The organism is Dictyobacter halimunensis (genome assembly GCF_036245075.1).
In genome coordinates this window covers 5,433,968-5,445,766 of record NZ_BSRI01000002.1, presented here as the reverse complement: position 1 = coordinate 5,445,766, position 11,799 = coordinate 5,433,968, and the positions used below count along the sequence as shown (strand labels likewise).

At 58.0% G+C, this 11,799-nt stretch carries 13 protein-coding genes; 6 read left to right on the top strand and 7 right to left on the bottom strand.

From position 1 onward, the window contains the following. Window positions 1–62: 62 nt before the first annotated feature. Window positions 63–614, bottom strand: a complete 552-nt coding sequence (locus AABA21_RS36695) for a PadR family transcriptional regulator (protein ID WP_338257839.1) — start codon at window positions 612–614, stop codon at window positions 63–65. 98 nt (window positions 615–712) lie between these two features. After that, on the bottom strand, window positions 713–1,993 hold the full coding sequence (locus tag AABA21_RS36690; RefSeq protein ID WP_338257838.1) for a YbfB/YjiJ family MFS transporter: 1,281 nt from the start codon (window positions 1,991–1,993) through the stop codon (window positions 713–715). A 203-nt stretch (window positions 1,994–2,196) separates the two neighbouring features. On the opposite strand from AABA21_RS36690, the gene AABA21_RS36685 reads away from it, so the two are divergent. Together AABA21_RS36685 and AABA21_RS36680 are read left to right on the top strand one after the other, a co-directional pair. Next, the gene (locus tag AABA21_RS36685) at window positions 2,197–2,772 is read left to right on the top strand and encodes a TetR/AcrR family transcriptional regulator (RefSeq protein WP_338257836.1); all 576 of its coding nucleotides are present in this window, start codon (window positions 2,197–2,199) and stop codon (window positions 2,770–2,772) included. A gap of 624 nt (window positions 2,773–3,396) precedes the next feature. Then, the gene (locus AABA21_RS36680) at window positions 3,397–4,281 is read left to right on the top strand and encodes a CPBP family intramembrane glutamic endopeptidase (protein WP_338257834.1); all 885 of its coding nucleotides are present in this window, start codon (window positions 3,397–3,399) and stop codon (window positions 4,279–4,281) included. Window positions 4,282–4,338: 57 nt separating this feature from the next. Here AABA21_RS36680 and AABA21_RS36675 read toward each other — a convergent pair whose 3' ends face one another. Next, window positions 4,339–4,737: a PPOX class F420-dependent oxidoreductase gene (locus tag AABA21_RS36675; protein WP_338257833.1), complete on the bottom strand. Its 399-nt coding sequence runs from the start codon at window positions 4,735–4,737 to the stop codon at window positions 4,339–4,341. A gap of 160 nt (window positions 4,738–4,897) precedes the next feature. Continuing rightward, window positions 4,898–5,500, bottom strand: a complete 603-nt coding sequence (locus AABA21_RS36670; protein ID WP_338257832.1) for a GNAT family N-acetyltransferase — start codon at window positions 5,498–5,500, stop codon at window positions 4,898–4,900. 211 nt (window positions 5,501–5,711) lie between these two features. Here AABA21_RS36670 and AABA21_RS36665 point away from each other — a divergent pair, with 211 nt between their 5' ends. Beyond that, window positions 5,712–7,016 carry an alpha/beta hydrolase gene (locus AABA21_RS36665; protein WP_338257831.1) on the top strand — a complete coding sequence of 435 codons (1,305 nt, stop codon included), beginning with the start codon at window positions 5,712–5,714 and terminating at the stop codon, window positions 7,014–7,016. A gap of 172 nt (window positions 7,017–7,188) precedes the next feature. Here the strand turns inward: AABA21_RS36665 and AABA21_RS36660 are convergent, their stop codons facing one another. Next, a complete protein-coding gene (locus tag AABA21_RS36660) occupies window positions 7,189–7,773 on the bottom strand; it encodes a TetR/AcrR family transcriptional regulator (RefSeq protein ID WP_338257830.1) in 585 nt (194 codons plus the stop codon). Between the two features lie 119 nt (window positions 7,774–7,892). On the opposite strand from AABA21_RS36660, the gene AABA21_RS36655 reads away from it, so the two are divergent. The 3 genes from AABA21_RS36655 to AABA21_RS36645 all read left to right on the top strand — a co-directional run bounded on the left by AABA21_RS36655 (window position 7,893) and on the right by AABA21_RS36645 (window position 10,269). Then, complete coding sequence (locus AABA21_RS36655) at window positions 7,893–8,525, top strand: NAD(P)-dependent oxidoreductase (protein ID WP_338257829.1); 633 nt, start codon at window positions 7,893–7,895, stop codon at window positions 8,523–8,525. A 339-nt stretch (window positions 8,526–8,864) separates the two neighbouring features. Next, window positions 8,865–9,584 carry a TetR/AcrR family transcriptional regulator gene (locus AABA21_RS36650; RefSeq protein ID WP_338257828.1) on the top strand — a complete coding sequence of 240 codons (720 nt, stop codon included), beginning with the start codon at window positions 8,865–8,867 and terminating at the stop codon, window positions 9,582–9,584. A gap of 160 nt (window positions 9,585–9,744) precedes the next feature. Beyond that, a complete protein-coding gene (locus AABA21_RS36645; protein WP_338257826.1) occupies window positions 9,745–10,269 on the top strand; it encodes a GtrA family protein in 525 nt (174 codons plus the stop codon). 95 nt (window positions 10,270–10,364) lie between these two features. Here AABA21_RS36645 and AABA21_RS36640 read toward each other — a convergent pair whose 3' ends face one another. Together AABA21_RS36640 and AABA21_RS36635 are read right to left on the bottom strand one after the other, a co-directional pair. After that, window positions 10,365–11,399: a hypothetical protein gene (locus AABA21_RS36640; RefSeq protein ID WP_338257825.1), complete on the bottom strand. Its 1,035-nt coding sequence runs from the start codon at window positions 11,397–11,399 to the stop codon at window positions 10,365–10,367. Window positions 11,400–11,404: 5 nt separating this feature from the next. Then, a complete protein-coding gene (locus AABA21_RS36635) occupies window positions 11,405–11,791 on the bottom strand; it encodes a PadR family transcriptional regulator (RefSeq protein WP_338257824.1) in 387 nt (128 codons plus the stop codon). Window positions 11,792–11,799: the final 8 nt, after the last annotated feature.

Sequence of the window (11,799 nt, the reverse complement as noted above, 5' to 3'; positions counted from 1 at the left end):
AGAGGGCGCATGCTATCGCGGGGCTCGCTCATCTAAACATGTGGCGAAGCGCAGAACTCGCTCTACTCGGCCACCTGCGCGCGCAACTGCCTGACCCACTCGATCTCAGCCTGCCAAAGCTGTTCGCGCTGCCGCATGGAACCCAGGGCCAGGTCGCGGAAGGTGGCCTGCTCATCTCCGATCTCATGCAGCAGGCTGGCGGCGTGGGTCTGCAGATGCAGAACGCAGGCCTGGCAGTAGTTCAGGTAGTGGTTCAGCAGGTGTAGCCGCTCGCGCACCGGCAGCAGATCCAGATAGGGCATCTTGAGATGAAAGATGCGCTGATAATCCCCGATGTTGGAAGAGGTGTCTAGCATGACCTGGTGGAAGCGCTTGCGCCCGGCCTCGGTGATCCGGAAGGTGCGCGCCTGCTGTTCGCCCTGTTCATTGCCGGGGGATGCCACCTCGCCGGCGCGCTCGATCAGGCCAGACCGCTCCAGACGGTTCAGCAATGGGTAGAGCGTGCCGTTGCTGATCTTTGCCCATGGCCCGATCATGTCATTGGCGATCTGCGCGAGTAAATACCCATGCAGTGGAAAACGCATCAACAGCGATAGCACAATCAATTCATACATTCCGACACCCCCGGACAGCTCAACTCATACAGATTAGTATAGCAATTATAGAAATGCCAGGCGTGAGCGTCAAGTATATGCATCCTATCCGTTTCGCTCTACCTGCCGCGCTGCACCCACCCATAGCCACAGGCGCAGAGCGCGGCAAGCCCGAGCAGCAGAGCGCTGCTAGCAATGCCAGCCTGCAGTCCAAGCCACCCAATGATGAGGCCGCCCAGCAATGGTCCCAGAATCTGACCACTGGCGAAGAGAGCCGTGAGCGTGCTATAGCTGACGGCATACACCCCATCCGGCACTGCTCGCTTGAGCAAAACCGTGATCATCAGTGGAGGACCCAGCAGGGCCGTGAGACCAACCAGGGCCGCGCCTGCGTATTCTATCACCGGCGTATTCGTCAGGACGGCCAGCGACCCCAGCATCCCCAATCCCAGTGGCAGCGCCAGCGTGAAACCTGTCGGCCTGCGATCAAGCAGGCGACCCCAGATCCAGGCGCTCGCGGCGGCAGCCAGGCCAATAGCCGCCCATACAAAGCCAGCATACAGCGTTGGCACCCCCTGCTGGTTCAGCAACGAAATAAAAAATGTAAAGTAGGTAATGTAGCCACCACCAAAGCCAAAGAATGTGAGTGAAAGCCAGAGCAGGCGCCGAGGCAGAAAGAGCGGCCTCAAGGCCAACCACGTAGAGGCCCGTTCTCCACTCAGAGAAACACTGCTGGCATCATTCTCGACTATATGAATGTCAAACTGCCTGCGTCTCACATTAAAGAAGCCCAGCGCCGCCAGGATGCCCGCTCCTCCCATGATCAGCCACACTAATCGCCAACCAGGCGCGGTCCCGGCCAGAATAATCGGGGGAGCAATCAGACCGGAAAGCATCAGTCCCAGGGCGCCACCCATCCAGATCATGCCTGAGGCCTGCCCACGTTCATGTGGATAGATGCATTCCAGCGAGAGCGTCATCGTCAGCACGGTAGCGACGGCGGCACATACCCCGTTCGTCAACCGCCATACGCCCAACTGCCAGCTATTGGCACTCAAGGCGGCACCAATCATCGTGATCTGTGTGCCCAACAGGGCCAGTAGATTCAGCCGCTGCTGCTGTTTGACGCGCGCCAGCAGCCACGGCAACGCCAGCGTCCCCAGCAGGTAACCAGCAAAGTTTAAGGTCGCCACCACGCTCAGCGTGTTATAGCTGGCATGCAGATCCGCCTTCAGAGCGGGCAACAACTGCCCATAGGATAGCCTGGCAAAACCCAGCAGGGTAGCAAAGACAAAAGCGGCCCAGCCTGTAAACCAGCTCAAGGCGTGTTGATAGCCGGCTACGCCATTCTCAGCCCGCCGTCTCGGCTGTCCGGGGAGGCCTTTTACAAAGCTAAACATCCTTATTACTCCTTTTTCTCGCCTTCGTGATGGTCTGTTTGAATCCTCTCGCCCTTCAGCCTGGCATCGAGTCATACAAAGTTCATACACACTTGTCGACCACACACATCAGTGCTATACTCATAACACGATACAGAACAGTTCTGTCTCGCATGCAAATATGGTACAAGACAGTTCTGTCTCGTGTCAAGGGAGGAGAAAAAATGTCTGCGGCATCATCGTCTGCCCGCCAGCGTATACTGGATGTGGCGGCTGATCTGTTCTATCACCAGGGCATTCGCGCTATCGGTGTCGATACCATCGTTGAGCAATCGGGCGTGGGGAAAGCCACCCTCTATCGCCATTTTCCTACCAAAGACGACCTGATCGCGGCCTATCTAAACGAGAAAGAGCAGGCCTACTGGCAGCAGTATGATGAAGCGCTACAGCAGCACGAGGGTTCCCCTCGGGAGCAGTTGCTGGCGTTTGTGGATACTGTCGTCGCCAGAATGATGGAACCCGGCTATCGCGGCTGCACCTTCCTGAATGCGCTGGCCGAGTTTTCTGACCAGGAGCACGCAGCCCATCGCCTGGCGGTCGCCCAGAAGCAGGCCCTTCGGGAGCGCCTCCTGCAGTTAAGCCAGCAGGCCGGTGCCCGTGATCCTGAACAGCTCTCCGACCAATTAGTACTCCTGATCAATGGCGCCCTGGCTTCCGTCCCCATCTTTGGCGCCACAGGTCCTACGCTTCAGCTCAAACCCGTGGCTACCCGGCTCGTCGATCAGCAGCTTCAGGCATAATATCAGAGAAACATTAAGCACTGGCTGCATAAAATATAATAGTCAATGTATACCTGCGCGCCGGGTGTCATTCACGTTGTTGCCAAAAGAGCAGGCAACAAGAAACACCAAACATCCCTTACAAAAAGGAACACCCATGTAGGGTCGACCTTCAACGGTCGACCGGGCTGCCAGTGCCAGCGACGGCAGCCCACGTGCCCCCACGACACCGCTTCCCCTGCCTTCCACGCCGGCCCACGTGGTACCCCACCCAAAAGCGAACGTTCCTCCTCGGGTACCACGTGGGGCGAGATGGTTTCCACGAGAAGCCGAACTGGCCGGGGACGTGGGCCGCAAGCGGCCCGGTCGACCGTTGAAGGTCGACCCTACACAGGCGTTTCGGTTTTCGGGGGCGTTCCGGTTTTTGTTGCCTGCTCTTTTGGCAACAACATGAATAACACCTCTGCGCGCCACTTTGCAATCATAACCCGGAAAGTGTGATCACGCCCCAGCTTGCAGTGCACGTCAATGCAAAAAACCAGTATCCAGCGTTTGATTTTAGCGCCCTGCCGCGTTTATTATTTATATCGATACGATTGGATATAATTCGCATGGGTGTGGATAGCATTCTTGAAAGACCGGGGAATGGAGAGGTCGCTAAAAACAGCTAAAGCGGGGATATCTCAGCATACCGAACGGGTCGATTGGGGTGGCGTGCTCTGGTATCTGCTGGGAACATTTCTGTTGAGTTGGGCCGCCTGGCTCGGCCTCTATCTGCTGGGGATACCCGGCGAGGCGCGAGGGGATGTGGCGATGTATGGTCCCGCCGTCTCATGCCTCCTGGTACGCTGGCTGCGCCGCGAGGGTTTCGCGGACGCCGGCCTGCGCCTGGCCAGCCGTGACCAGCGCGGAACATGGCGCTGGTACCTGGCGGCATACCTGGTCCCCCTGCTGGTGTTGGCTGTGGGCCTGTGCCTCTCCCTGCTGCTGGGATGGCAGCGCTGGATCCTTCCCGATACGATGCGTCAGCTCCATCTGTCACCCGCCATACTGGCGGGTATCCTGGCCGCTCTGCCCATGGTTGTCGTGGGACTGGTCATGATCGTGACCTTTGGCGAGGAGTTGGGCTGGCGGGGATATCTGCTGCCGCGCCTGCTACCCCTGGGACAAACACGGGCCGCGTTGCTAATCGGCGTCATCTGGGGTCTATGGCATATCCCAACCATCCTGCTCGATGATCATGGCTTTGGCGCGGCCCTCCCCTGGCTCAGCATCCCGGCCTGGACCGTAGTCATTACCTTCTATAGCATCTTCCTGACCTGGCTGCGTACAGGCTCCAGCAGCATCTGGCCTGGCGTGCTCGCGCATGCCGTCCTCAATACCTACACCTCCTTCAGCTTCGCCAGCTTCTCAGTAACCAATCGCTACCTGGGCTCTCCCATCGGGCTCGTCACCATGATCCCTTTCGCGCTGCTGGATCTCTGGATCATCTGGCGCTGGCTCAAATGTGATACAGACGCGTCCCGCTGATTCCGCTGGCGCCGTATCCCAACCATATATCTAATCGTTATCGGTTACTTCGCCCGACTAGACATCGCGCCGTGAGCCGACCTGTGGCTCAACGCTTGCATCCCAGAAGATGATGCGCGTGGGGGTGATACGTATAAGGGCAGAACTCACGCCCGCTGGCCCGACAGGATTGCCGTCAGGAACAGCCTCGGCGCGTCCACGGATCTCCAGGCTGCGTGTCTTCCATGGCGGCAGAACGTCATCGACCAGGAAGGATGCCAGCCCATTGCGGGCGACGTTGCGATACTTCTGCGATGTCTCCATGTTGTAGCCACCGATATCAATGCTGTCCAGTTCCTCATTATAGCGGAAGCCAACCGCCGCTACCTGCGGCTCACCGCGCTTGTTGACGGTCCCCAGCCTTCCCAGCTTCTGCGACTTCAGGTACGCCAGCTCCGCCTCTGTAAATTTACTCACTATACACCTCGCTCTTCTCGATTTGTATTTAGACTATAGGAATTCCGCGTAAGGAACTTCTTGTCCCCTGACTATATTTCCAAAACGGCGACAATACACTGTTCATTCGCACAGACTCCACCTGTCCATCCGGACAATCCAGGGCTTCTCAACCAGTATGCTATCGTGGTTCGCGCCGCATGGACCAGCATGGGACCTGGCTAACTGGCTCTCGACTTGCGTCCACGACCTGGAAGCCATGGCGCTGATAGAAGAGGACGTTGCCGGCGACAAAGGTCTCCAGATAGCAGGGCAGGCCCTGGTGATCGGCCTCCTGTAGCACGGGCGCTATCAGGGCACCGCCAATCCCCTGACCCTGCCAGCGCGGCTCGACACCCAGCAGTTGCAAATACCAGTGCGAACCCCTCATCAGCCGTCGGTGATTGGACTCAAAATACTCAAATGCACAGACAAAGCGTCGATAGGCATCAGGACCAAAGACATGCTCCATCTGCTCCCGGTCGCTCTCGCTTTCCACGGCATCCCCAGACGTCTGCGGCGCGATCCATACCGCTACACCCCTCGGAGGGCCGCTGGTAACATACACCGCGTCGCCGCCACGCACCAGTTGCGTAAATAACCAGCGAAACACCTCCTGGCGCCTGCCCGGGTCTGGCACAGTATAGACGTTCAAGGGATCAGCGGCAAACGCCTGCTCAAGGATCTCGCCCGCCACCTCTGCGTCCTCTTTTCTCAATGGCACAATATCTGGAATTTCATGCACAATCTCTTGCTCCTTCACGCTCTATCTTTACTGCATGCATCGCAACGATCATCATCTATTATAGACTACTACGCGCCCTTGACATTATTTGACCTGGGCCACTCTGGCATCCCTTAATCTCTTCCTGAAAAAATGCTATAGTACCAGTTGATGGATATTTTCTGGTATCTGCTCTATCTAGCCTGTAAAGAAGATAATAAAGGGGCATGTTATGGAAATGACGAACAGCGAGCTGGCTCAACGCGTCGTTGCGTTGCTGGCACAGGGGCAATTCGCGCAGGTAGAGGCGATGATGGCGGAGTCGCTCAAACCGTTTATGTACGAGGGCCAACTGGCAACCACCTGGCGAACGCTGGAGCAACAACTGGGCGCGTTCCAGAGCCAGCTGTCCGTTCACACGGTGCAGACACCGCAGGCGAATGTGGAGGTGGTGTCCTGTGCGTTCGCGCAAACCTCGTTCGATATCAACCTGGCCTTCAATCCGCAGCAACAGATTATCAGCCTGACGGCGACGCCCGCGGGGACGGTTGAGCAGCAGGCCAATCTGCAGTACGAGGCGCCCGCGTACGCCATCGTCGATCGCTTTACAGAGCACGAGGTCCTGGTCGGCTCGGACGAGTGGGCCCTGCCCGGCACGCTGACGCTACCCACCGGCACAGGACCCTTCCCGGCCGTTGTGCTGGTGCATGGCTCTGGCCCCAACGATCGCGATGAGACGATCCCGCCCAACAAGCCGTTCCGTGACCTGGCCTGGGGACTGGCCTCCAACGGTATCGCGGTCCTGCGCTACGACAAGCGCACGAAAGCCCATGCCGCGCAGATCGCCCCGCTGATCTCTACGTTTACGGTGCGCCAGGAGGTCATCGAGGACGCCTTGCTGGCACTCGATCTGCTGCGCACGCGCCCCGAGATCGATCATGGGCAGATCTTCATCCTTGGCCATAGCCTGGGTGGCTACCTGCTGCCGCGCATCATGAGCGCGCCGGAGGCCTCCACGGTGCGCGGCGCCATCATCATGGCCGGTTCGGCGCGCCCGCTTGAGGACATAATACTGGATCAGATGACCTATATCGCCTCACTGAGCCAGCAAACGCCGGAGCAGCAACAGCACCTGGAGGAACTGGCCAGAAAGGTGGCCCGCGTCAAAGATCCCGGACTTACCCCTGCCACCCCTACTACGGATCTGCCCCTCAACGTCTCGGCCGCCTACTGGCTCGACCTGCGCGGCTACCATCCGGAAGAGGTCGCCCGCCAGCTCCCCCCGCCACTCCTGATCCTGCAGGCCGAAAACGACTACCAGGTAACGCAGGCGGACCTGCACATCTGGCAACAGGCGCTCGGCCGGCGCGCCAATGTCACCTTCAAAACCTACCCCAACCTCCATCACCTCTTCATGCCCTCCGAGCCCGGCCACAAAGCCACACCCGCCGCCTACACCATCGCCAGCCACGTCGTCCCCGAGGTCATCAACGACATCAGTGCCTGGATCATCCACCCCCCATCCCCATCTCCATAGGTGCCGGGCTTGCCCCGGCTTGGAGCGCAGCGACCCCCTCACCGGGCACGCACGCTCCCCCAACGCACCCACCAGATCTTTTTGTTTTTTGGGGCGTTTGGTCACACACAATTAAATTGCGCACAATCAAATTGCGTGCAGCCAAACGCCCCAAAAACAAAACACTCGCTCCTCAGGGCCGCATGCCCTTGATGGCTACGGCGATCAGGGTGTGGGCCAGTTCGTCGGCGCTGATGACGCCCGCGTGCAGAAGATCGTCGAAGTCGGTCTGGAAGGCGTTGAAGAGCAGGCGCACCAGGACCGGCGTGGAAAGCGTCCGGTCAACAGAGCCCTCGACTTTGGCCTGCTCGATCAGCCGGGACCATTGCTCGGCGAGGCGGTCCCGCTGGGCCTGGTAGGCTGGATTCTGTGTGACGGCGGCCGGCGCCAGCTCGACGTTGACGCGCCTCATGCTTGAACGGCGCTCCAAACTCTTTGTCAGGATGGCCTCAAGCCGCTCCAGCGCCGGCGCCGTCGAGGCGAAGTCCGGCGTCAGCTCCTCCTCAATCATCTTCATGCCGCGCACGATGACCCCGATGACCAGGGCCTCCTTGGAGGAAAAATGCTGGTAGATCGTCATTTTCGCTACCCCCACACGCGCCGCCAGCTCGTCCATATTCATCCTCTGATATCCCTGCTCTAACAGCAGCTGGTAGGCCGTGTCAAGGATCACATCCTCCCGTAGCTCGCGCTGCCGCTCACGAAATGATTTTGCCAATCTATACTCTCAGTCTATTTTTATACTTGACGTCTAACTTTTAAACTGCTAGTATCTATTATAGCAGGAGGGGCGATGCCTGAATAGCCTCTCATCAGGTTCAGTCAGGAGCAAAAATAATGCGAATTCTTCTTCTTGGTGCGACGGGACGCGTGGGGTCGCACATCATCGAGTATGCGCTGGCCGCCGATCACCAGATCACGGCCATCGCGCGCAACCAGAGCAAAATACAGGTGTCATCCCCCAATCTGACCGTGGTCGAGGGTGATATCCAGCGGCCGCAGGCCTGGATCGATCATCTCTCGTCCGAAACGTTCGATGCCCTGATCAATGTGGTTGGCGGCGATGTCTTTAAGCCGTCTACGGTGGTGACTGATAGCGTGCGGGCCGCTCTGGCAGCCATCGAGCAGCTTTCCATTGGACGCTACCTGGGCATTACCGGGGTAGCGGAGATGCCTACCTGTGGTCCGGGTGGCTCTATTACTGTGGCCCTGCTGCGCCGCTCACCGATCCGCCACGCGGTACGCGATCATGATACAGCCTACGCGCTAGTCCAACAGGCGGCTGTGGATTGGGTGCTGGCCGGTTGCCCATACATCCGCGATGGTCGTCACACGGCCAGCTATAAGATGGCCCCGGACTGCTTTCCCGGCGGCTTCAAGATCATCTCACCCGCCGACGTAGCCGATTTTCTGGTCAAAGAGGCCGGGGAACGCCGCTACAGCCGACAGATCGTTGGCATCTGGAACTAAGACAGGCATAGTCTATACATAAAAGGAATACCATGATGCGTGCAAGTCAGTTGGCTCGCTCAGCCTAAAGCCGCCGCATTCACGCCTTTTCACATCTACTCTTTAAGAAGACGGTGCTGGAAACAACGCAGGGCGCGCCCTGCGTTGTTTCCAGCACCGTCTTCTTAAATTAAAATCTGGTGAGCGCCGCAGGCGCGTATCGTCAGGGACCGAAGGCAGATTCGCTGGCTTGCAGACACCCTTAAACGCCGACCCGGCGCTCTCCCCCTATTGACAAAAAAGCAACCGGCAGATAATAATTCATAAAAAGACCATCCATTTATTATTCAAGGAGAAGCAATGGCCCGCACCGTTAAACCTGAAGAGTTCGCAGCCAGGCGTGGAGAGATTCTCCAGGCCGCCCGTCGCCTGGTGTTCACCAAGGGATACGAGCAGATGTCGATCCAGGATGTCCTGGACTATGTGAAAATTTCCAGCGGAGCCTTCCACCACTACTTCGATTCACGTCGGGCGCTCCTGGATGCCATCATCGACCATATCAGGCAAGAATCGGAGAAACCACTCCTCCCCATCTTCCATGATCCCCATCTGAGCGCCATCGAAAAGCTGCAGGGCTTCTTCGATACCCTGGATCGCCTGCGCAGCGCCAATAAAGCCGATATTATCCAGCTGCTGCGTGTCTGGTACACCGATGATAATGCCGTCGTGCGCCTGAAAGTAGATGAGGCGGTGCTCGCGCAGCGCGCGCCGCTGCTTAACGAGATCGTCCAGCAGGGCATTCGGGAGGGAAGCTTCTCCCTCAACCACTCCGAAAAGGCCGGTGAGGTCATCCTCTCTCTGCTGCAAGGCATGACCAATACCCACGCCCGACTGCTACTCTCATTAGAACATGAAACCGATGAGCAGCCTATCGTCGAAGAGATCATCTCGACCCACGCCGCCTACATGGAGGCGATCGAGCGCGTGCTGGGCGCGCCCACCCATTCCCTCTATCGCGCCGATGCCACCATGGTAGACACCTGGGTGCGGTCAATACGTGACAGTAAGAACCAGGTATAAAGCACCTGGAAACTCTCGGTAATGTGGCCTGCGGCTTCGCCGTATCGTTGATATAGACAAGACAGAGACAAAATGGTGATCTTTCTTGCGCGATACATCCTGACATGGTAGGATGAGCGTATAGCTTGTCTCAATTGTATATAAGGAATATATAGTATATATGGTTGCATTGATAAAACGACTATTCAATATGCGCATCGTTCGCTATGGGTTGGTGGGCGGCATCGGTATACCGGTCAACGTTGTGGCGCTCTTCATCTTTCAGCATCTATTGAGCGTCTTCCACCTGACCGTCAATTTTTCTTTGTTCGGTTACCATTCGTCGGTGAATCTGCTCTATGCTCTAGCTTCAGCCTGCGCGTTTGAAGTCAGCACGACTATCAATTTCTTGCTCAATCAGATCTATACCTACGGCGAACAGCGCCTCCATGGCTGGCACTGGGTGCGGCGCGCGTTGAAGGCCCAGGTCACCAGCCTGTCTGCCCTGTTGCTTACCTTTGCCATCGGCCTGGTGCTCGTCTATGGACTCCATGTGAACGAGTATATCGCCAACCCGATCGGTATCATCGTCGTTTTCATCTACAACTTCTTCATCTCGAAGCGCTTCGTCTACCGACCAACACCAACCACTACCACCCCCGTTGGCGAACTGCTGGACGAGCAGGTTGAAGTTCCGACCAGGTAACCACTATCCGCACCATATAACAAGCAAACATCCGTCAGGACCACGCCCCCTTCGAGGGGGCGTTTCTTGTTGTGCGCGCCATCCAGCCAGCTTGCTTAGCGCTGCGGCAGCAGCGGAGGATGCACCTTTAAACTCTGACGGCAGGCGGCGATGTCCAGGTACAGCGCTACGAGCATAGCCCCGAGCGCCAGAATCACCCAGGTGAGGTTGCCCATGCCCAGGCCGGCATCGCTGGCGGTGAATTGGGGCGCGCTACTCCAGAGCAAGGCGATCCAGCACAGCGTGGCGACGAAGGAGACGCCCATCCCAAGGAGCGTGCCGACCATACAGATGCGCACGAGGCGGAAGATGCGCGGGCCTATGTCGCTGCGCGCGACGGCCAGCGCGATCAGTAGGCTGAGCAGCAGGATCATAAAGGTGCACAACGCCGATCCCAGGAAGACAGCGATCAGGACTGCCAGCAAGGCCATCCACAGAGGCTGACCAGCGATATGGGGCGGACCCACAGCGATAAATCCAAACCCTACGATGCAGAGCGTCAGACAGAACGCGCTCAGCAGTGTGCCCGCGATCAACATGCCCATGTGCCGCTTCGTGGGTATGAATAGCTTGATCGGATTGACGCCACTGGCTCGGGCGGATGTGACGATGCTATAGAGTACCAGCCCACTACCCACCAACATGGCCAGGACGGCGACCTCTATGCTGATCGAGATGGCATGGTAGGCGATCCCAACCTGCGGATGCGCCTGGGCGACGGCATTGAACGGCGCCGCCGGATCGCTGACGCGCATCAGCGTGAGATAGCCGATGACAAAGAGTACAAAGGCACCATAGGTCAGGATCGTCGCGCGACGCATGATGGCTCCCCCTCCTGGCGGGGAAAACTGCTCGGCCACCATGTCGGCGATGGCACGCAGAAACAGCGTTGGCCACAGGCGCAGCACACCAGGACCGCCGCGCCGCGCGTACTCATCCTGACAGTATTGGCGTAATGTATGCATCATTTCAGCCTCGTATTCCCGGCGAAACGCTTCCGGTCCCAGACACAACACCCAACGATACAAGCACAGCGTGATCTGTACAATCCAGGGCTGGATAGCCGACGATTTTCCTACAACTCGTGTCATAATCTTTACGCACCCCCAAACATCGGTTTGAGCGCGGCATCGCCCAGCAAGGGCTTCTGGCGCGCCACCTCCACCGCCAGCGCCAGCCGCTGCACCTCGGCTCGCACCACCTGCAATCCCAATTCTGTCAATCGATAGTAACGCCGCCGCTCATCATCCAGGGCTGGATCGGGCCGTTCATCAGTCTCCTCGATCAGACCATCTTCCAGCATACGTTTAATCGATCGATAGAGCGTGGTTGGACCGATGCGCAACTTCCCCTGGGTCTGCGCCGCGATCTCCTGCATGATACTATACCCATGGCGTTCACCATCGGCCAGCGCCAGTAAGATGTGAAACACAGCCGGCGTCAACGGCAATCTGACCTCCGGCACCTCTCTATCTGAACCCATCCTGGTAA

Bases quoted from the DNA above. Each gene is read 5' to 3' on its own strand.
- AABA21_RS36680 (WP_338257834.1), top strand. From the start codon at position 3,397: ATGGAGAGGTCGCTAAAAACAGCTAAAGCGGGGATATCTCAGCATACC.
- AABA21_RS36650 (WP_338257828.1), top strand. From the start codon at position 8,865: ATGGCCCGCACCGTTAAACCTGAAGAGTTCGCAGCCAGGCGTGGAGAG.
- AABA21_RS36655 (WP_338257829.1), top strand. From the start codon at position 7,893: ATGCGAATTCTTCTTCTTGGTGCGACGGGACGCGTGGGGTCGCACATC.
- AABA21_RS36685 (WP_338257836.1), top strand. From the start codon at position 2,197: ATGTCTGCGGCATCATCGTCTGCCCGCCAGCGTATACTGGATGTGGCG.
- AABA21_RS36640 (WP_338257825.1), bottom strand. From the start codon at position 11,399: ATGACACGAGTTGTAGGAAAATCGTCGGCTATCCAGCCCTGGATTGTA.
- AABA21_RS36665 (WP_338257831.1), top strand. From the start codon at position 5,712: ATGGAAATGACGAACAGCGAGCTGGCTCAACGCGTCGTTGCGTTGCTG.
- AABA21_RS36645 (WP_338257826.1), top strand. From the start codon at position 9,745: ATGGTTGCATTGATAAAACGACTATTCAATATGCGCATCGTTCGCTAT.
- AABA21_RS36635 (WP_338257824.1), bottom strand. From the start codon at position 11,791: ATGGGTTCAGATAGAGAGGTGCCGGAGGTCAGATTGCCGTTGACGCCG.
- AABA21_RS36695 (WP_338257839.1), bottom strand. From the start codon at position 614: ATGTATGAATTGATTGTGCTATCGCTGTTGATGCGTTTTCCACTGCAT.
- AABA21_RS36690 (WP_338257838.1), bottom strand. From the start codon at position 1,993: ATGTTTAGCTTTGTAAAAGGCCTCCCCGGACAGCCGAGACGGCGGGCT.